This is a genomic window from Carboxylicivirga mesophila (assembly GCF_018271975.1).
GTDB classification, from domain to species: Bacteria; Bacteroidota; Bacteroidia; order Bacteroidales; family Marinilabiliaceae; genus Carboxylicivirga; species Carboxylicivirga mesophila.
Genome location: NZ_JAGUCN010000038.1, coordinates 19227 through 40361, shown reverse-complemented (window position 1 = coordinate 40361; position 21135 = coordinate 19227). Strand labels below are relative to the sequence as shown.

Genomic DNA, 21135 nt, shown 5'->3' with positions numbered 1-21135 from the left:
GCTTGGTACCAAATATTTTCTTCCTCCATTCAAAAAGCGGGTGCCCCAATATCGTTGCTGATGCGGAATCCCGTATATCAACTAATTGAGTTTTTTTCACATCCCATTCGAAACAGCGTTACGACAGTGCGCGGGCCTGCTGGAAAGTGGGGCCATTGTAGGCGTTAATTTTTAATGGCTTAGTAATTCAAAGAAGGGGCTTGCCTTTGTGTTTGTAAAGCACCTTACTTCTTTAGAATTTGTTGCCATTAAAAAGAGCGGGGAGGAATTCTTTCCAGCTAGACTTTTGGTTTCCTTTGGGGCAATGCCAAAGGAAAGGAACAATATTAAACATTGAAAAACCTGCCTGGCGTAAATCTTAACGCTCCTGGCGTGAACCTAAAGACTGTATAACTTCTTACTATGTTATTGAACCTGCCTTATGCTACCTGAATTGTTCTGGTTTAAGCTGATTGGCGGCATTCTCCGCAATTTCAGTGATTCGTTTTTGCCTGGTTGTTGGTCTCTTGGCCGAAACCACCCAGTGCAGCAGTATCTTTTTATTGGATTTACTCAGCCCATCAAAGTAGGCCATGGCACCGTTGCGCTTAGCCAGTTCAGCTTTTAAATCGTCGGGTAGTGTCAGTGCCTCAACGGTATCTAAAATGGTCCACGAGCCATTGGCTTTGGCTATCTCGATGCTTTTATAACCGGCTGCTGTCATCAGGCCCTGGTCAATAAGCGTTTGCACCTTGGCCTTATTTACCTTCGACCAGTTGCTTTTGGCTTTGCGCTTAGTAAAATACTGTTGGTAGCGCTCCGCATCAATGGTCTTTTTGGTGCTGTCGATCCAACCAAAGCAAAGGGCCTCATCCACGGCCTCGCTCCAGCTGAGGTTATGGCCCGGCGACTGCTTCTTATGCAGTACGAGCCAAACAGCCGCTTGCTGCTGGTGATTGGCGGCCAGCCACTCTCGCCAGGCTTGTCGGTTGGGTGGGCAATAAAGGTCGGGATTTTTCATATGTGAGTTATTCTACATAGTGGTTTGGCTGTGCTTTTTTATTATAGAATGCGTTGCGTTTTACTCTAATTAAACACTTCCTCTTTGCTCAATATTTAAATTACCGCATGTAGGAGTTCGTTTTTATTTAATAACTATCTTCTCTAAATGGGATTGATTATTAACATCAATTGCTTTAAGAATGTACATGCCTGCTTTAATATCACTAACATTTAATTCTACTTTAGGATGATTGACATTTAAAAGTGACTTAACAGTTTGGCCTCCCATAGTAGATAGTATCACTGTTTTAACATTTTTCCCTAAATCAACGTAAAGAATTGACTCAACAGGATTTGGGTAAATGCGCCTTGCATTTTCTGAATCAATGATTATAGAGGATGCTATATCATTGGTTATAGTGACATCAGAGTAGTATTGGCAGGTTTCATTTGTGATAGTCCAGCGAAAAACACTTTCTCCTTTTGGTAAATTTGTCACCAAAGCACTTGCATTATTATGATCTGAAATAACACCTCCTCCGGATAATATACTCCATTCGCCAAGTCCCACTGAAGGCATATCGGCATACAGTACCGCACTTGAACTATTAACAATTATATCTGGACCCGCAGTGACTTCTCTTTTATCTCCATAGGGGTTAGTATAATAAGGTAGATTATTTGTAACATGAACTATATCGGAAGATATACAATTATTATGTGTCACGCTCCATCTAAAACCATTAATACCATAATCTAAACCACCAACTAATATGGAAGGATTATTTACATCTTGTGGTTTGAAACTACCACCCCCCATGCCAGCTACTAAAGACCATTCTCCTAAATCGCCTTGATTTGGTGCTTCAGCATTAAGTTCGGCGGTATTCTGACAAACATCTATATCTACACCAGCATTAACATCTACTAGATTATTTGTCACCTCTGCATCAGCATGTGATTCCCAGGCATCTCCGGTAATTGTCCATCTAAAAGTATTTGTACCCTTTGCAATTGAATTAACCAACGTAACTGGAGATGAAGGATCTTCAAAAACACCACTTCCTTGAATTACGGACCATTTCCCAGTGCCAAAATTAGGGCTGTTAGCTGTAAGATTTGCAAATGATTCACATACTTCTCCAGGGCCAGATGCTATTGCGACTTCAGGTTCATTGTGTGTTAATTCTGTAATATTTAGGAAATCTTTCCATAAAAAAGCTTGCTGATAGGCAGTAATTGAGCCATTAGGAACTTTTAATTCACAAGTAGCTTTGTCAATCAGGTAAAAGACATCCAAAGTAGTAGTTAAGTCAACTGGTACCTCAACATTACAAAGTATTTGTTGGAGAGCCTTGCATAAGTAAAAGGCTTCTGATTTAATGCTTGTAACAGTTGATGGAATAGTAATTGACTTCAATTGGCTGCATTGTTTGAAAGCACCATCATAAATGGTGTTTACCGATTCAGGTATTGTAAAATGGCCAGATATTTTAATTGGACAGTTTCGCAGCACTGTCTGTTCTTTGTTATATAATACACCTTTGAGGCTTGAGAAGTGTTGATTGGCTTCACTTACTGTAAATGACGCACCACAATTTGTAAAGGAGGTGGGCCAAATTGATGTGACAGTTTGAGGGATATGTATTGATTCCAGCGTAGTGAAATCGTAAAAGGCCTTATCTTTAATCGTGGTTGTCCCTTCAGGAATGGATATATGTTTTAATTTCGGGCTATATCTGAATATATTGATGTTATCAACAACTGCATAGGGAGTAGTTGCACTTTGCAATCCTGAACATCCCCCAAAACTATCCCAAGACACTGTTGCCATCACAGGTATATTGATACTAATTAATTTAGTGCATTGTTGAAAAGCGTTACTTTCTATAATACGAACAGTTTCAGGGATTTTAATATGTTCGAGATCTTTACAATAGGAAAAAGCAGAACGGCCAATTTCATATAGATTAGAGGGTAGTTCTATGTTTGCCAGGGCTTTGCAGAAATAAAACGCCTCATCGTCTATAGTGTTTATTCCTGCAGGAAGAACAATAGTGTGTAGGTTGTCATTGTATCCAAATGCTTCCATTGAAATTTTAGTAACACTTGTTGGTAAGATAACCTTCATTATACTCTGTTTACTTTTCAGTGCTCTATAGGGAATAGTATTTGCATAATAATTGAGATATCCTGAATTATTACTGGTTCCCTCGCTTCCATAATATGATTTTATATGTGCATTGCTTAAGTCTAAATTCAATAAACTTAGCATTTGATCTCGAATAATCTTAAAGTCTCTTGCATCGATATCTCCAGAAATAGTCAAGTCGGTAGTTGATTGAAGTTCTTCAACTGTAAAGAAGTCTTTTAATCGACCTGGAGCTGGAATCTCAATGTTTTTTGAGATGGAAGGTATTGTGTATTCTTCTATCACTTTAAATTCGTTCCAATAGTCAGTTTCCTGATACTTCTCTAATGATCCTACAGGGACAAAAAGTGTGCTATTTTCTTTAATCATATTATGAAACGTAAACTGCTCAACTTGCGGAGGGTAACAATTTCTTATGTAAATGGATGACAATTGGTTGCATTCGTCAAAAACATTTTTGGCTATTGAAGCTACTGGTGCAGTAAAAGTAACAGATGCAAGCTTAGAACAATTTAAAAATGCTTCTGGATTTATCTGATATAAAGAATTCGGAAGTGAAAGAGATACTAGTTCAGTACAATTTTCAAAAACCCTGTAATCAATTTCTGTAATGTATTGTGAGAATACTATATTGTTTAATGCGCGACAGTTCTTAAAGGCAGCAACTCCAAGTTTCGTTGAATTTGCAGGTAATACAATTGTGGTTAATTGGTTATTTCCTTCTGCAGTATAAAATGAGTGTAATGGCACAAAATTGTTTTTGTAATTATAGGAACCATCAGAATAGGTGCCTTGTGTTCCTTGATATTGCATAATAGTAGTATTAGATAAATCCAGGTACTGTAAAACCGGCAGTTCATCACGCAAAGTTTTAAAGTCTCGTGCGTCAATAAAACCATTAACAGTAAGGTCAGTAACAGTATTTTTATTTTCTGTTGTTAAAAGAGAAGATAGGGTACCTTCTTGAGTAACATCAATTGTTAATTCAATTTTTGCAGAATAGGTGGTGATAGAAATAAAAAATAACAAAGATAAAAGTTGAAACCTTTTTTTAGATTTATCCATAATAACTGGTATTAATATATATGCAATTTATTTTTACATCAGAGTTGTATAGTCTAGTTTCTGAAAATATTAACCATAGTTCGATTAAGTCAAATAATTTATAATTTGGATGCTATTTTTAGATAATTGTAAGTAACAAGTTGTCTTTATAAATCTATATGATTAATCCACAGTATTCTATCAGTATACTGCTATAAGATTATCTATTAACACAGAAGTGCCTACATCCATTATGTTCCTTTATAATTTACCGCCCCTTATTACGCTCACATTATCCCCGGTCAGGGGGGCAGTTGTTTCCGATTAGTGCCTGCTAAATTAGAATTTATTTTGAGATGCACATACTTATGTTGATAAAAGATGGGGTGGCGTTGATAAGTGGAAGGTTTTGGCTAGTCAGTAGTCAGCAGTCAGTAGTCCGAAGTGGATTGAGTTTAGGATTATCGGCAGATGTACTAAAAAGGATCGCATCTATATATTGTTTTGGCACATAGAGATGCGATCCTTATAGACGCGGTCTTCTCATCGCTCATCACTTTTCACTCATCTCTATCTGTCTTGCGTCTTATTACTGGTTTAGGGGTGCAGGATGGCTGATTTCTTAAGCCTTACAGCTTTTGCCTTTGGGGGAATTTATTCTTGCCAATGGAGGCGTGTAAATACCTATTGACATCAAAAAAATACCCATTGACATCTATTATTTGCCAATGGGCGGTGGCATTTTGCCTGTTGACGGCATCAGATTGCCAAGGGGAAGTCACTTTTTGCCAAGGGAGGGGTACTGGTTACCGGTTGATGGCTTCAAATTGCCAATTGGATACTAAAAGTCCCGAGGGGAGGGTGTGACCTGCCTCGGGACTAGTAAAATCAATGGTTTTGATAATTAATCAATCAAATATTTCTCACGTCTTTCGGCATCTCTCCAAAAGATATAACGGCCATATTCGCGTATTTCGCTCACTTTGTTGAACAGTAATGTGTAGGCTTTATCGCGTAATAATTTGGCTTGATTCTTTTGATCCTTAGCCCCATTAGAGGCAGATAAGAGTACCGACATCGCATGAGACGTTAAACGTGCCTTTTGCAGTGGTTCCAAACTCAACCCAATATCAGTTAATGGCTCAGGATGTTTTTCGCCCAAGTCTGCAAGGTCAACCAGATCCTGCAGCAAATCGGCATGTCCACCACCTTCGCGAATGCGCATCACACTTTTTTTAATATCATCAATGTTGCGATATGCAAAACTGAAGTGGTGCAGTAACTCGTCTCTTAATTGATAAGCTGCGGGCGATTGTTCCAGCCATTTCTTTTGTGCCTCCTGCTTGGCTCTGAATTCACTTGTCCAGCTGGCTTGTAAGTGCCGCAATGCTCCGGCCAGGGGCGTTAATTCATCAATAAGGCTTACATTCATGCCAGAAGCTGCAAAGGCATCTGTGTCTTTTCTGGCTTCCACAGCCAGAGTTTCGGCACTGGCTGTAAACTTATCTACAGGTTGGTTCGGCAGTTTGATCTCATTATCAGGCACAGCCACAATCTGTTCTTCCCATGCGTTAAAATCTTCTTGATAACTCATGTAATATTTGTTTTAAATCCTATATTGCAAGCTCCGCCGGCCTCCTCTTCCAAAGCGTGACGCCAATCTTGCCAGGTTGATGACCAGCCGGTGGTTTACTTTTCAATACTTATTATAAATATAGCTTTCCTTAATATTTAATAGCCAGTGCTTTGCCAAAAGTTTGCCAAGTGGCGGCTATCTTTTGATGAATCGATTTATTTTTATGATTAATTTACTGTTAATCACCAGCCGTTAGTTGGGGTAGTTTTGGCTTGTCTGTTACTGGTTGGTGTACTAAAAAAGCTGATAGATCATGGCTAATCGCTGATAGCCAAGATGACGCTTAAATTGTCCCGTCTGCAGTCGTTCGTCCACGATATTATCACCTTTTTCCTCTTCACTTCTCACTCATTGCTCGTTATCTTGCCTATCATATCTACCTTGGTAAACAAATAAATGGTGTGGGGTGTTAATAATCTGTATGTAAGCTTAATAATCGGCTTCCAATTCCATGTCCTTTGGTTTTAAAGCTGTGCAAAATAGTATCAACGACAAAAAAGTGTATTATGAAGAAGTGGATGTTTTTACTGATGATGGGGGGAATGTTTTGGGCCTGTAGTAGTGATAGTTCCGATCCCGATCCCGAGCCGGTGATGGAACAGGCTAAGCTAACAACCTTTAATTACTTGCCGGTGGCTTTTGCCATTGACTGGCATGTTAACGATGAAGCCTACCAGACGGGCCAGGCCTATGCTTTTGGTGGTGGTTCAACGGTTAAATGGGAGCAGGGTAAAAACAGCCTGAAGCTGGAAGTGTTGAATACAACTGATAAGTCGCTGGTGGTATCGGAGCTGGAGTCGTTTGATGACGGTGAGGAGTATATTGCCCTGGCTTTTGGTACTGCGGGCGATCCTGAGCTGGAAGTACTCGATAAAGACCTGACGCCTCCTGCAGCCGGTAAAGTGCGGGTGCGCTTCTTTCATGCTTTGGATGGTGTTGGTGCCGTGGATATCTACCTGGGTGGTGAAACAGCCGGGTTTAAAAAAGTCAGTAACCTGGAGTATGATGACGAAACGGACTATATGGATGTTGAGCTAAGCGAACTGACGGGGCAGGTAGTGTACACCCCAACGGGTGTACTGCCCAACGAGCAAACCGATATCTTGCGTTACTCTGATAACCAAAGCAACGAGGCCGATAAGATTTACACCCATGTGTTGGCGCCTAAGATGAATGAGTTCAGTAAAGCTGGTGTGTTTATATTGAATCATTGATTTTTGAGTTACTACCCCATTGGGGTTTTAGTGAATAAGCATCAAAATCGCTCTTGCCTGAATGGTATATGCGTATCTGAACAGGTCGTAAGGCCTGTTTAAGGTATGTCATGTTAATGTCCTCGAGCCGGACCAATGTCATTAAGTTAGCAATTTCCCTCACACTCACCCTTTGCTTCCCTAAAGGGAACAGCGCGCGGGGTAAGCCCCTTTAGGGGTTTGGGGTATTATCTGGAGGTGTTTAACGGCACGAAAAACCCTTAACTTAATGACATTGTCAAGCCGGACGGCTTATACTATTCTTGTCTCCGCAGTACGGAGCAAGCTTTGATATAAGAAAGTACGCAACGAACATCAAGACTTCAGCACTCGATGACCCACTTACATCTTACTACGCATGAGATTTAAAGAAGTACAGCTTCGTTAACAAATCTCATTATGCTTCGTTTCGATGAGTGGGTACCCCATCTGCGTTGCTGAGGTCGGGGGCCTGACAACCATTGTATGTACACGTCTTCCCCTGGGGGAAAACAAAGTTTCGCTAATGCCTTTGAAGTTTAACACAAATTGGCAAGTGCCGTAGGCGATGGGGGATTTTCCCAGCCAGAGATTTGGTTCCTTTGTGGCAATGCCAAAGGAATAGATTGTTTTGTCCTTCAGCCGGGCTTGAGGATAAAGAAAATATCAATACAATCCTCACAGACGCATCTGAAAGGTAATAAAAAAGGAAGCATCATTCGCCATCAGCAATAAGCTATCAGCATTAGCTTTTTAATTAGATAAAGACACTACTTTTGCAGCTGATACCAGAGCAACACACTATGCATACCTTCGATTACACCAATCAAAACCACATTATATTTCTCTCATTAGCGCTGATTATCATCGTTCTGTCCTATCTTATTATCAGGCATAAGGTCAAAACCTATTTTCAGGAACGTAAAGTACGTAAACGCTTCGAACGGGGTAACCGCCTGGAGCTGCAGGCTAAAAGCTTCCTGAAAAGTAAAGGCTATACCATTGTTGATTACCAGAGCACCTACCAGCATAAATACCTCGAAGATGGCGAGGTACAATACGCCGAGATACAGCCAGACTACATTGTGAAGAAGAACGGCAAGCAATACATTGTGGAGGTTAAAAGCGGCAGCCAGGCCATCAGTGCCCGCAATAAAAGTACCCGCCGTCAGCTGCTCGAATATGATTATGTGGTGGAGAACGATGGGGTATTTCTATTGGATATGGAAAACCGCCAGCTAAAACTCGTCCAGTTTAAATCCAAAATGGAACGACGCTCGGGCCGACTCCTTAAAACAGTTATTATTGTAGCCCTCATCGGCTTGGCCGTCCCCTACTGGCAGCTTAAAGTGGCAATAGGCCTGATACTGCTGATTGTGTTTTTTGCGGAGAGGCGGTTTTAAAAAATAATGTGAATCAATAGTTAAAACTTGCTTAACATAAACCTTCAACCCATATCAGGGTTGTTTTCTCACCATATTCATAACCCCGCGCTTCGCACGGGGCTATTATTGTTAATGTCCTACGGACATTTTTTTATCCCGAAGGGATTTAATTTTAATAACCATGGGTGCAACCCATGGTATATTAATATATTACAAACAGAACCCCGGAGCGGGTTCAACTATTAATTCGCATTAATAGCAAAAACTCTATTACTTTTTCTCCAGTTCCTCCTGCTTCCTCAGTACTTCTTCTTTATACTGCTCTGCTTCTTCTCGTCTTTTCTCCACCTCTTCCATGGCACGCTCTCGTTCCTCACTGGCTCTTTCCAGCTGCTCTTTCACCTTCTTCATTTCTTCTTCGGCCATCTCCAGCTGTTTCTTTCCTTTTTTATAATCCTCCTCGGAGATACTACCTTCTTCTTTGGCTTTTTCCAGCTTTTCTTCCGAGCGTTTTATCTTTTCATCCGCCTCCTTTACTTTGGCTTTGCCGTGTTCAATGGAGCTATCCAACTCTTTCTGCTTCTGCTCCTGCTTCGCCCGAGCTTCGGCAGCGCGTTGCTGACCAAATTCTTTACCCTTCAAATCACCTTTATCTTTTCCATAGGCATTCCCTTTTTGAAGCTTCTCTTCTTTTTCTTCTTTCTCCTCTTTCAGTTCCTGCTCCGCCTTCTCTTTGGCCTGTTTTTCTACTTTTTCCTTTTTAGCTTTTTCCTTGCCCTTACCCTGCTGTGCCTGCATCGGTTGAGCCACTAATGCCAAACCTACTACCAATGCTAAATTCAATATTAATACCTTCATAATACTATTCTAATTCGTTTAATGCTTCATCCAATTTCTCAATTGAGCTTTCAAGCTCCGCTGCCACACTATCAATGCGCTCCACCGACTCGCTTACATTTTCATAAGGTGGCGAAACGGTTTCAGTTGGCACTTCTTCAGTGTTTTTTTGTTCCTTACTGGCCTTAGGTTTACAACTTACCAGTAGCAATGTAAACACAAATACCAGGGCGATAAAATTTTTCATACTAGTATGAGTTTTGAGTTAATAATGATTCGACTTGTTATGTAACAACTTAGGGCTAATGATGTTTAGCTGGTAATCATTGCATTAACATCCATAAAAAAATCCTACCGGCACCCAGAGTCTTCACATCACGCGTGACCCTCATTGCCAATAGGAATTGACCATTCAATTATGTGCAAGCATAAAGACTTTTACAAAGCCCCTTTGTAGCTTATAACCTGAGTTCGATTTTAATTTTAATACTCAGATTACTAATCAGCCCTTCTCAATGTCAGCATAAGATCATCTGATCGTAATATGACTTGATCTGACGTGAAGCTTCTCACCTGCCATCGCTGATTTAAGATGATAAGTTCTTTCATCGCGAAAGCCAATGACAGAAAAAGATCCTCTTCTCTGTCTTTTTCTCTATCCAGATAATCATATTCCGGATCATCGTAATTGGGAACAGCAGCACCATCATACAACAATCGATATGAACCATTGCCGGTATAGTCCTCACCTTTTAGAGCATTTACAATACTACCATTTTCAAAAGCCAGCTGCACCTCCGGATGATCCAGTGCTTTCTTCGTTAACGAATGCTGAAAATTCACCTGCCAGCTTCCTTTTGTTAATGTCTCTAATAAGATGTCCCTGTCTCTCAGCACGCCTGAATCAGATGAACAACTGACCAGGCAACTGATGCATAATCCAAACACTAAGGTTATTATCCCTATCCTTTTCATAGTATGAAGTTTTTAGGAAAGATAGAGCGCTAATCTTGCCTTAAGATTAGGAGAATATTAGGTATGTATTAAAAAACTGTTTAGGTTTTATCCTACGGTTTATTTGGCGAATTAATCCCTCATATTACTGTCAGCTATCGGCTCATTAACCAATCAGTCAGGTTGACTGACGAGTCTAATCCCAGCCGCTTACGCACCCGGTACCTGGCATTCTCAACACCACGAACAGACATATTAAGTAGCTGTGCAATTTCCTTGCTGCTTAGGTTCATCTTTAGATAAGCACAAATCTTCAGGTCATGCGGTGTCAGAGCTGAGAATTCTTCCTTTAGTTTCCTGATGTAATTGTTGTGGGCCAAATCAAAGCGCAGTTCAAAATCATCCCAATCATCATCAGAAATCTCACTCTCTATAAAACCCAGCAAATCGCTTAGTTTTTGCTCAACCTGTTTGGTGGCATCCTCTTTGATGGTGATGATGCGGGCCTTTAAATCAATCAGCTTCTCATTTTTACATATCGTTTTCATGGCAATAGCTGCCAGCTCCTTGTTTTTACTTTCGAGTTCATTTCTTAGCTTTTCCTCCTGATAGGCCGCCTGCTCTATTTTGCGTATTCGTTCTTGTTTTTCAATATAGCGCTGTTTCTCGATCCTGGCCCGCCTGTCTCTTACTCTGATAGCCATATAGAATATGAATACAAAAAGCATAATATACCCTGCATAGGCATAAACAGTGCGATACCAGGGGGGCAATATGCTAAAGCGGTAGATGATGTCGTCCGTTTCGGCACCATAAATATTGATGGCCTTCAAACGAAACTGGTAATCACCTTCTTTCAGGTTAGTATACTCCTTGTATCTGATATCTTCCCATCCAGACCAGTCGTTGTCATACCCTTGCAAATAATATTTAAACCGAATGTTTTTAGTGTTTTCATAATAAGCGGCAGAGAAACTAAAGGTCAGACTGTTGTTTTTAACGTCTTTATACAACAGCTTTATATCCTGACCAATGAGTGTATCGCACAGAAATCTGATATTATCTTCGTACAATGCATCTTCGCCACCCGAGTTCTTCACCGCACGCAATAAACACTTGAAATTAGCCGGCTTATATACATCTGTTGCTGCATCATAAACGATAAGGCCATCTTTAGTACCAATGTACGCCTTTTGGTTACCTGAGAAATAAATATTTTCAAATCCCGGAATGTAATATTCATTTAACTTATTGAAGGGATTGGTTACAACCGTTCGGCTGCCGTCGGCGTGCTTTTCAATAATACCTGATTTATCGCCCGATATAAACCATACATTCCCTTTGGGATCTTCCTTTACCAAGCGCCCCTGCCCATAACCCAGCAATTCTGTCAGTTCCCTATTCATTATCATTGAATCGGCTGATGCATCATAGTAATAGAATCCAACCTGTGTGCCAAATACCAACTCTTGATTAAGCTTAAAAACGGTGTTAAACATGTGCGATGGCAATCCTTTTGAGTAGTCATAAAATGATAGCTGCTCAACCTCGTTTAACGAACTATTCAGTACCAGCCTGTAAATGCCGCGGTAGCCATGAGCCACCCATATCTCCCCATTGTCACCTATCTCTAATACTCTGCTTGATTCGTTAAACCCCCTGATCTTGTGAACGAAGTGCAAACGCTCACCTTCTTTTCTAAACAAAGCAAGGCCTTGATAGGTGCCCCCGATAAAATAGTCCGGATGCTGAGGTAAAGCTCTGATAAGCCAGCAACCCTCTCCTCCATAAATGGGAATAAGCTCCCCATTATGCAGTTGCGAAAATCCATTGGCATGGGCCAATACAACTATATCATCCCATTTACTCAGACTCCAGTTAATATCAGTGCTACCCGTAACTTTCTCAAATGCGATATCGGCTCCTGGTACTATCGATTGCTTAAGCAAACCATCATGAGTGGCGTAGTACATATCGCGTTCATGCTCAACAATCGAATAAATACCTGTTGGCTCTTCGGTGCTGGGTTTCATATGGTACAAAGGTGTTGATAATTCAACCATATCAATCCCCGTTTTGTGCGTTACCCACAGGTTATTATGAATATCGGTATACAACCCCCTTATCGTATTGTTTTGAAGACCTTGCGCTTTAGTTAATTGTGTTTTTACAAAGCCATCTTTACTCAGAATATAAACACCTGCTTTATGGGTGCCAATAACAAAATCGCCATTCTTACGCACATGACCTGTTGACAGGCCAGTACTTTTAAAATCAATCTGTGGCGTCGTTTGAAATGATTTTAGCTCATGATTAGTCAAAACAAATAGGCCACCAGCTAGTGTGCCAACTAACAAATCCTTTTCATTCATTGGCAGAATAAACCTCAACTCTTCATCGCTTAATGACTCTGAGCCTGACAACCTTTCAAAACCGTCACTACTTTTTCTATGCAAGCCAAATTCATCGTGCATCAGTACCTCATCTCTAACCTTAAAAAGACCTTTAATCTGATGGCCGGTATTTATCACATCAATTTTATTACCATCAAAGCGATAGATGGCCCGCCAAGTATGGAAGTACACTTCATGATTGTGCAGCACAATGTTCCAGACATCATTGAAGTCACGGTTTTCCGCAGGCACTAAATCAAGCAGCGAACGAAAAGCCACCCCAGTGTTTTGCTGGTAATCGATGTAACCAAAGTCGCCCTGTGCACCGGCGTATATGCGATTGCTTTTAGTAATGGACAGCGACTTAATATTGGAGTGGTTCGACACTGCCGTAACAATGTTCCAGTTACTACCATCAAACTCCAGAATGCCATATTCGTTGGCAAAGTACATGATCCCCCTGCTATCCTGGATAATGCTATAATTGACCGTGGATACCTTTAGATCCTTCTCCGAATAATTAGTAATAAAAGGAATTCCGCCAGAGAAGTTTTGCCCTGCCAATGAAAACATGCTTCCAAAGACCAATATCAGAGAGATGATTCCTTTCATACGCTATGAACGATTTACAAGTTAAATGATGCGTTTCGTTTTCAATGGTTAATCTACTTAAAGCCTATCCGGTTTTCGCTAATGCATTAAAAATATAAAAATATAACAGAAGCCCACAGGTTTAGCTCCATGGACTTCTGATATACGCCTGCTTTAACCAACGGTTAGCCTAGGCTTTGCTGTTTTCACTTTAGTTGCTACGATGATTTTAAATGGCTTATTTTTTAATAATCTTATAGGACTGTCCGTTAATAATAAAGAAGTAAATACCTGCAGGATAAGCTCCCATCTGATATTGACAGGTTTTGCCAGTCACACTAATGACATCCAACGCATTGCCTTTCATATCAAACACTTTAATCACAGAATGATCTTCCGGCAGCTCAAGATTCAGCCATGTATTCACGGGGTTAGGATACGGCGCTCTCAATACACCTGGATTTGTCTCTATGCCGGTGGCTACACAATTGTCTCCTACCGTGTAGGAGAATATCTTTGTAACAGACATACCACCAGCGAATGCAAACTTACAAGCTAACTGAAGAACAGCACCCGGTGTTTGATTGCTCAATGTGGTGGTGAACACCCCATTATTATTCGACATAGCAGATTCTGCAAAGCCATTAGTGTAGTTCCATAAATAGGCCACCTGCCCATCCTTATCATCCAATAATTCAAAACTGACTGTCACATCGGTGCCTGAAGTAGAGAAAGCATAGTTATAGCCTACCTCAAATGCACCTTGCGAAGCCTCTACTTCAGTGCCTGCACAGGCGTCGTTGGCACTTTCTGAGGTGGTGGCATTTAACACAACAGGACTATTGGCAGCCACATTGCCCGCATTATCGGCTGCAACAATCGAAAAGTTATATGCTGTGCTGGCACTTAAGCCTGTAACCTCATAGCTTAGCTCTACGCCCGATTCAGCAGTGGCCAGCTTGGTTTGGCCATTGTAACTAATTTGATAAATCACGCCTCCGGAGTTATCGCTGGCCTGTAAAAGTAACTCTACACTTGACTGGGTGACGGTTCCAACAGCTGCGGTGAAGTTTGTTGGCTCTTCAAAGTCCGGTTCGCAGTTATCACCAACCATGTAAGATACATATTCAGTGACTGCCAGGCCGCCGGAAAAGGCAAATTTAACAGCCACGGTTATGGTCACCCCCTGTGTCTGACTACCCAAAACGGTTGAGAATTTACGCCCATCCACATGATTCATACTGGTTTCAGAAAATGGATCCTGTGTCCATAAGTAAGCTATCGTTCCTACTTCATCATCCAGTAGTTCGCAGGATATATACACATCGCTCCCCACCGTTTCAAAAACAAACTGATAGCCTATATCAAAGATACCCTGCTGAGCCTCCGTTGAGTTGATGGTACATGAACGTACTTCGGCAAAGGAAACATTTACGGTTTGTGACTCAGCCATAGCACCTCCATCATCAATGGCCTTGGCTGTGAGGGCATAATCACCTGCTGTCCCTGTCCATTGAATGGTATATGGAGCTGTATCATCCGACTCGATCAGCATGCCATTTTGATAAAAGTCCACCCGTTGAATGGAGCCATCCAGATCACTTGCACTGGCCGCAATTGTAATTTCATCCCCTTCCTTGTAGGTGGCACCTTCCTCAGGAGCCGTCAAGGTTACATTTGGTGGTATATTCGCTGTGCTGCTCACTATCACTAACACTTCATCATTTGATGTGCGCATATCTTCATTACTCACTTCCAGCCTGAAGCGATAAACCCCCTCCAGTAAACCACTGATAACAGGCTGTGCCAGGGTATTATCATCGTATGTCACCACCGATGGTCCATATAGCTGTGTCCATTGATAGCTTAGCGTCTGTCCGCTCGATTCGCTGCTGGCTGTGGCATCCAGCGTAGCTGTTGACAAGGGCCAAAGCACTTTAATGTCAACACCTGCCGAAGCTATTGGATAAGAATAGGGAATATCGCCAGTGCGGCTAAAGGTCATTTGTCCCAGGTTAAACTCACCTGCTGCAAACTCCAGTCGTAAAGTATGCTCACCTTCTGTTAATGGCAGATCAGCAACGCTTTTAGTAGCCCACACATCCCATGATGTAGTAGACGTTGAGGGCACACTAATGTTGGAAGCCACACTTTGCCCATCCACCAGTACTGAAAAAGGCCCTCCTCCGGCCGCATTGCCTGAAGCATAACGGAAACTCATGGAATACAGTCCTGATTGAGAAACATTCACGGTATATTCAGTCCATTCACCACCTGCAATCCAGCCAATAGTCTTGCCTTCATCATTATCCGAAGCAGCATCCACATCTTCATCCATACGGTAATCGCCTGCATTACCAGGTGAAAGATCAAGATAGGCGATGTTATTTGCCTTTCCCCCTTCAAACTTATCGTAGTTACCAGGCTCAATGATGCCCGGCAGTTCAGATGCTGCACCCAGATAAGGCACTTGTTCTCCCACCTGCACATCAATGGTATTACTCACCACAAAGTTTTCATCCACATAAACCTTAGCATATAAACCATGCATCCCAAGCGTCAGGTTCTCCGCTTTGCAGGTATATGGCGCAAGCGTTTTTGAAACTATCAAACTATTACCATCGTAAAACTCTACTTTGGTAATGCCGTTGCCTGTTGCTTCAAGCAATAAATTAACACTACCATTGGCATAAGCCCTCGTAAAGTCAGCACTCAACACACCTGACGCATCAATATCTTTACTGGTGGCCATGGCATTGGCCGGCACATACAGTTCGTAGCCATCTGAAAAAGTAACCGTTAAAGGACTACTTGTGTAGTTATGGGCTACGTAAGTCTTGTCACCATCATTATCAAAGACCACAGCAATGGGGTAATCTGCCGTAACACCACTATTCACCTGCCCCATGGCACTCATATTATGTAACCAGTGATAAGTTTGCGCATCGGATACGCCAAATTTAAGGTGGCGATCAGGATAAGAATTATACAAAGCGATGGCTCCTTCCGGATCAATAAAGGACTGGTATTCCCACATCACATCATGCCACAGATTTGGGTTTTCCTCATTGTTCATGATGCCAGTATTGGCTTTTATTTCATTCCATAACTTTTCCACATACGCCGTATTGTGCCCCAGATATAGCGAACCCCCATGAATAGGGTACATCTCAATACCATAGGATGCTGCAATATCGGATGTCCAGAAAGTACCGTTGTCGTATGAGTTACCCCACACCCGTGAGACCAGGCTATAGGGTTGATCCTGCTTGAAATTGCGCTCGTACATATCAAACCAGTATTCTTCAATAGCGGTTTGTTCGGTGGTATAAAGGTAGATACCTAAATCGCGTATTTCATCATTACCGGTGATGCTTCCCCAGTGGATTAAAGATGAGTTAAACTGCATACTCTCTGAAGTAGACTCCTGATCGTTACCCTGCGGGAAGCTGGCAAAACCATTGGCCCAGCAATGTCCTGCATAAGGACTAAAGTTACGCAGGAAAGGAAATTTATCATCATTACGGTTCTGCGAGGCTGCATCTCTAACCAACAGGTTAATCATATCTCCCCATTGCGCTGCCCACCCGGGCTCAAACTGCTCCATAAAAGCCGCTGCATGGATAAAATACCCCCAATGAAAATGGTGGTCGTTGATATTGGTATCCTGACCATGACCTGCCGGATAGCCCAACATGGCTGACCATGTATTATTGTAGTAGAATAAAAAGGCCACTTCACCCGACTGATAGCTTAGCCAGTCTTCCAATCGTTCTTTAACGGTGGCCACCATTTTGTCACGCGCTTCTGTCATGCCCATCTGATCGGCTATGCGAGCCGTCTGAATCAAACGGTTCATAACTTGCCCCTCGTTGTAGGAGTCAGTCCAGGTTGCCAGCTGGTCATTTTCAATCAGCTTAATTTTAGCCGTCAGTTCAGCAGGACTAAAACCCTGGCTGTAATTGGCCAGATAAGGCAGAGTGGGTAAAATGCCCTGATAGGTATTCTCCACGCTGAAGGTATTACCGGCCAGTGTTTTTAGCTCTCCCCTTACCGAAGGATAACTGTCTCCGTTAGGCTGTGGTGAATCACCGGCCAGGTTTGCCCATTGATGCGGCAGTAACCCCAAAAGCATGTTGCTTGCACTCCCCTCTTTCACCTCGGTGGTCACTGTAAAATCAGTTCGCAATACGGATGTTGTTTCGTTGTACGACCATGAGGTAGTGGTGCCTGTTGGGAAAACATAGGCGTAAGCCTTATAGGCAGCCGCAGTGCTTGCCACATCAGTTGTGGTCAAAGGCAGCATGGCCATCGACCAGTAATTTTGACCGTTTAAAGTTGAAGTATACGTATTGCCATTTTGTGTCCATGTACTTCCTGTTGGTGCATAAGCAACAAAATCAGCACCACTGGCGGCATTGGTTATCAGCAGCATTTCATCGGATATAGCTGCCGTACCGGCATTAACAGTTATCTCAGCCACATCACTGCTGCCCTTAGTGAAATACAAAAATGGCATGCCAATACCTGCAGTGGCATTAAAATTATGTGAACCATCATTCCAATCCATCGTCACGGTCCAATCGGAATAATCAGATACCGTGGCTTGAGCTGCATTTAATGATTCGACACCCACCACAATCGGTTCCTGATCGCCATAAACACCCCATGGAATATAACTGACAACCAACCCATCGGTTCTGCTCTGTAAACCCAAGGGGTAATTGTACATATTGGCGGTATGATTCTCTTTAATTAGTCTTGACCACCAGTCGTTCGTTGGCACGGGTTTACCCACTGCATTACCACTAAGCTGAGGCAAACCTGAAGGATAGCCGTTACGTCCGGCCGCATCCACTCCGGGAAATGAGGTTGTATAACTGCCACTGCCCACACTCACTGTTTGCGCCTTACCCTCAACAATAACCAAAAGGAGCATTGTTAACACAATTAGCAGCAAGAAAGAAAGTCCTTTATGTACCTTTTTCAGGTGTTTTATTTCCATGTGATTTAACGATTATCCAAAATATGATGCAACAGCAGACCTGGTTAATAGTAATGCCATCCGGCCATTCCATCAATTTTGAGTGAATTAATACACTACTTATCGGGGGGCATACCCCCAACAAGTAGTAATAATGCAGGTTTGGTTAGTCATTGTTTTATTGATGGCTACTGGCTGTGATTAGTTTTTCACCACTTTTTTGATAATTACCTGCTCGTTGGTGAGTTTAATGACAGCGATGTAAACGCCCGGTGCCAAGTGTCCGACAGGCATTATTGATTGTGCACTACCCACATTAGCTTTAGACGCACTGAGTTTACCCATCTGATTGAATAACTCAATAGAAGCAATGTCTGATTGGGCCTTACAAATCAGCTCACTGACACAAGGATTAGGCATTACACTTACTTCTGTATTTATAGCTGAGAAAATGCCTGTGGCCCCATCAACAGCCGGATTTGAAGGCTGAGCAGCCCCAACCGTTAATATCACATCATCAATCGCAATATCACTTATTTCCGAACCTCCAAGCATAAAAATATTGCCACAGGCAAACAGCTGTAGTCCCTGAGCTGTTAGTTCAGACATGGGTATTAATATGCGGTGCCATTGACCGTCCCGAGGAAAATTGTAGGCTGAAGCTGCACTAAAGGTAATACGCCCTTCACTGCCTGCTGCTCCCTGCATCCCCACCCAAAAATCGGCTGAACTGCTTGTTTTTAAGGAAAGCGCCAGATAACCGTTCTCAAAATGACTTAAATCCAAAGCGTTATCTGAAAATATACCAAAACCATACCACCCCACATTGTTGCTGGTAAAATACAGGTGTTCTGTACCATCATAGGCAGAACCACCATTAAGAGCCGACAATGTATTGTCCCATATATAGATATGTCCATCAACATCATCAATTAAGAACTTATTGTTGATATCAGGATTCTCGGAGTAGATACCATAATAATCTGTCACAATGGTATATTCATCATCTTCAATCAGGCTGGCATTCCTGTCCGGATTAAGAGCGGTGTTTTCGGTATCTGCTGCAATGGCTGAAAAATAGATATCATCCACCAATACATCAGCAATATATGGCTCGCCGCCCAGCATAAATACGTTGCCACAAGCCGACAAGTCCAGACCCTGTGCTAACAAATCGCTCACCGGAATGGTTATGCGGTGCCATTGGCCATCTCTTGCAAATCCATATGGATCTGAGCCATTATTAAATGCTACCCGTGCTTCAGTATCGTTGGCGCCGCCTACCCCAATCCAGAAATTATCGGTCGATGAGCTTCGCAATGCCAGTTTCAGGTACCCATTACTAAATTGTTCCAAATCAATACCTGCATCTGATGTAAGGCTATAACCAAACCAGGTATTGGTAGCCGGTGATGAAAACGCCAACACATCAGTTCCATCATAGGCAGGTGCCGCCTCAATGGCCTGCATGGTATTGTTCCACACATATAAATGACCGGAAATATCATCAATGATAAACCCCTCAGTAATGGAAGGATTATTGGTAAAAATGCCGAATAACTCAAAGTTAGCTGTCAAGTTTGACAATATAACTTTATCAATAGAGAGATACGCAGCGGCCGAAGGTGTACCTTTCAGCAACAATACATCATCAATTTGAGTAAAATCCAGGCCCGTAAAGGCCGTAAAAGGGATAACGACCCTCGACCATGAGCCATCTCTGCTGCAGTTATAGTCCGATGAGGCACTTAAAGTAACCCAGCTCTCAGCACCGGTGGCATCACCCAGTCCAATCTGAATATCTGAACCGGAATTAGTTTTCAGGTATACATCCAGGCTGCCACTATTTTTTATTTCTGAAAGGTTCTTAACAGCTTCGGAGAAAACTGATAACGAATAAGGTTGACCATTTACCAGGTTATACGATAACACGTCCGTACCTTCCTTGGCTGTTTCGCCTGCTCTATCGGTTGTCCCGGTCGTTGACAGGGTGGCATCAAAATTAAAGTCAAGGTAGTTTTCGCAGTTGGTATCGTCAACATACACTCCCAGATTACCATAAAGAGGTGCGGCACCTTCTATTTCACCTTCACCTGTTTTCTGATATACTCTGATATAATCAACGAGCATTTCAGCTGGCAATTGAGCAGTTATACCTGCCTGGTCATATATACCGGGGAACATCCCACCAACGGCAAGGTTTAAAATAATATGCATTGAGTAATCACGAAACTCCTCAGCATCAGCTCCATCTACATTCATCGAATAATAAGGAGTGGAGCTACCATCGAGGTACATGCTGATATTGGTTGGTGTCCATTCCATGGCGAAAGTATGGAAATCAGTATTCAGGCCTGTTGGTGCTTCGGCTGTTGTACCATAACCGGCATAATTACCCGCATGCTGCCAATGCAGAGCACCTCCAAACAGGGTGTTTTGTTTGTTAGCTGCAATACCATCTGCATGCCCGGCTTCCATAATATCAATTTCGCCACATGCCGGCCACACATTCGTTGAATTGCCTAATAACCAAAAGGCTGGCCACAGGCCGTTGGCCATATCCGGCAATTTTATTCTGGCCTCTATTCTACCATAGCGAAACGCAAACTTTCCGCCGGTATTAATGCGACCCGAAGTAAATTGATAGCCATTATAGGCTTCACGCCTGGCCGTTAAAATCAAACAATTATTTCCATTGCCATCATCGCCCACGCTTACATTGTCAGCCTTATAATGCTGCAACTCCTGGTTGGCTTCGGTGTTCCATACACCCACTTGCTGTTCTATATTCCATACCGATGGATTTAAACTGTTTCCATCGAAATTCTCTTCCCACACCAACTGATAATCTTGCGCCCAGATGGCCAATGGTAAACTAAATAATATAACTAATACCAGATTCTTCATTCTTTTGAGTCCTTATTTTCCCCTTGTTATTAAAGCAGC

The 21135-nt window shown here is 42.2% G+C and carries 11 protein-coding genes; 2 read left to right on the top strand and 9 right to left on the bottom strand.

Annotated elements, in window-relative coordinates; translation table 11 throughout:
- Window positions 1-424: 424 nt before the first annotated feature.
- The 3 genes from KEM09_RS20950 to KEM09_RS20940 form a co-directional block, all read right to left on the bottom strand.
- Window positions 425-1000 carry a YdeI/OmpD-associated family protein gene (locus tag KEM09_RS20950; RefSeq protein WP_212231692.1) on the bottom strand — a complete coding sequence of 192 codons (576 nt, stop codon included), beginning with the start codon at window positions 998-1000 and terminating at the stop codon, window positions 425-427.
- A gap of 123 nt (window positions 1001-1123) precedes the next feature.
- A complete protein-coding gene (locus tag KEM09_RS20945) occupies window positions 1124-4198 on the bottom strand; it encodes a leucine-rich repeat domain-containing protein (protein ID WP_212231684.1) in 3075 nt (1024 codons plus the stop codon).
- 883 nt (window positions 4199-5081) lie between these two features.
- Complete coding sequence (locus tag KEM09_RS20940; RefSeq protein WP_212231682.1) at window positions 5082-5771, bottom strand: hypothetical protein; 690 nt, start codon at window positions 5769-5771, stop codon at window positions 5082-5084.
- A gap of 548 nt (window positions 5772-6319) precedes the next feature.
- Here KEM09_RS20940 and KEM09_RS20935 point away from each other — a divergent pair.
- Window positions 6320-7027, top strand: coding sequence for a DUF4397 domain-containing protein (locus KEM09_RS20935; protein ID WP_212231680.1), 708 nt, complete (start codon window positions 6320-6322; stop codon window positions 7025-7027).
- Between the two features lie 794 nt (window positions 7028-7821).
- Window positions 7822-8448 (top strand): Dna2/Cas4 domain-containing protein, encoded by a 627-nt coding sequence (locus KEM09_RS20930; RefSeq protein ID WP_212231678.1) that lies wholly within the window; start codon window positions 7822-7824, stop codon window positions 8446-8448.
- A 252-nt stretch (window positions 8449-8700) separates the two neighbouring features.
- On the opposite strand, the gene KEM09_RS20925 is transcribed toward KEM09_RS20930, so the two are convergent.
- From KEM09_RS20925 to KEM09_RS20900, 6 genes are all read right to left on the bottom strand, one after another.
- Window positions 8701-9288, bottom strand: a complete 588-nt coding sequence (locus KEM09_RS20925; protein ID WP_212231676.1) for a hypothetical protein — start codon at window positions 9286-9288, stop codon at window positions 8701-8703.
- A 4-nt stretch (window positions 9289-9292) separates the two neighbouring features.
- On the bottom strand, window positions 9293-9514 hold the full coding sequence (locus KEM09_RS20920; protein WP_212231674.1) for a hypothetical protein: 222 nt from the start codon (window positions 9512-9514) through the stop codon (window positions 9293-9295).
- A gap of 251 nt (window positions 9515-9765) precedes the next feature.
- Complete coding sequence (locus KEM09_RS20915) at window positions 9766-10242, bottom strand: hypothetical protein (RefSeq protein ID WP_212231672.1); 477 nt, start codon at window positions 10240-10242, stop codon at window positions 9766-9768.
- A 134-nt stretch (window positions 10243-10376) separates the two neighbouring features.
- Window positions 10377-13226, bottom strand: coding sequence for a triple tyrosine motif-containing protein (locus KEM09_RS20910; RefSeq protein WP_212231670.1), 2850 nt, complete (start codon window positions 13224-13226; stop codon window positions 10377-10379).
- A 217-nt stretch (window positions 13227-13443) separates the two neighbouring features.
- Entirely contained in the window at window positions 13444-18210 is a 4767-nt protein-coding gene (locus KEM09_RS20905; protein ID WP_212231668.1) for a glycosyl hydrolase, read from the bottom strand.
- Between the two features lie 180 nt (window positions 18211-18390).
- A complete protein-coding gene (locus KEM09_RS20900) occupies window positions 18391-21096 on the bottom strand; it encodes a family 16 glycosylhydrolase (protein ID WP_212231666.1) in 2706 nt (901 codons plus the stop codon).
- Window positions 21097-21135: the final 39 nt, after the last annotated feature.

What these genes read in the sequence shown, in the direction of transcription:
- KEM09_RS20950 (WP_212231692.1), bottom strand. Translation starts at nt 1,000, where the DNA reads ATGAAAAATCCCGACCTTTATTGCCCACCCAACCGACAAGCCTGGCGA.
- KEM09_RS20935 (WP_212231680.1), top strand. Translation starts at nt 6,320, where the DNA reads ATGAAGAAGTGGATGTTTTTACTGATGATGGGGGGAATGTTTTGGGCC.
- KEM09_RS20925 (WP_212231676.1), bottom strand. Translation starts at nt 9,288, where the DNA reads ATGAAGGTATTAATATTGAATTTAGCATTGGTAGTAGGTTTGGCATTA.
- KEM09_RS20910 (WP_212231670.1), bottom strand. Translation starts at nt 13,226, where the DNA reads ATGAAAGGAATCATCTCTCTGATATTGGTCTTTGGAAGCATGTTTTCA.
- KEM09_RS20940 (WP_212231682.1), bottom strand. Translation starts at nt 5,771, where the DNA reads ATGAGTTATCAAGAAGATTTTAACGCATGGGAAGAACAGATTGTGGCT.
- KEM09_RS20900 (WP_212231666.1), bottom strand. Translation starts at nt 21,096, where the DNA reads ATGAAGAATCTGGTATTAGTTATATTATTTAGTTTACCATTGGCCATC.
- KEM09_RS20945 (WP_212231684.1), bottom strand. Translation starts at nt 4,198, where the DNA reads ATGGATAAATCTAAAAAAAGGTTTCAACTTTTATCTTTGTTATTTTTT.
- KEM09_RS20915 (WP_212231672.1), bottom strand. Translation starts at nt 10,242, where the DNA reads ATGAAAAGGATAGGGATAATAACCTTAGTGTTTGGATTATGCATCAGT.
- KEM09_RS20905 (WP_212231668.1), bottom strand. Translation starts at nt 18,210, where the DNA reads ATGGAAATAAAACACCTGAAAAAGGTACATAAAGGACTTTCTTTCTTG.
- KEM09_RS20920 (WP_212231674.1), bottom strand. Translation starts at nt 9,514, where the DNA reads ATGAAAAATTTTATCGCCCTGGTATTTGTGTTTACATTGCTACTGGTA.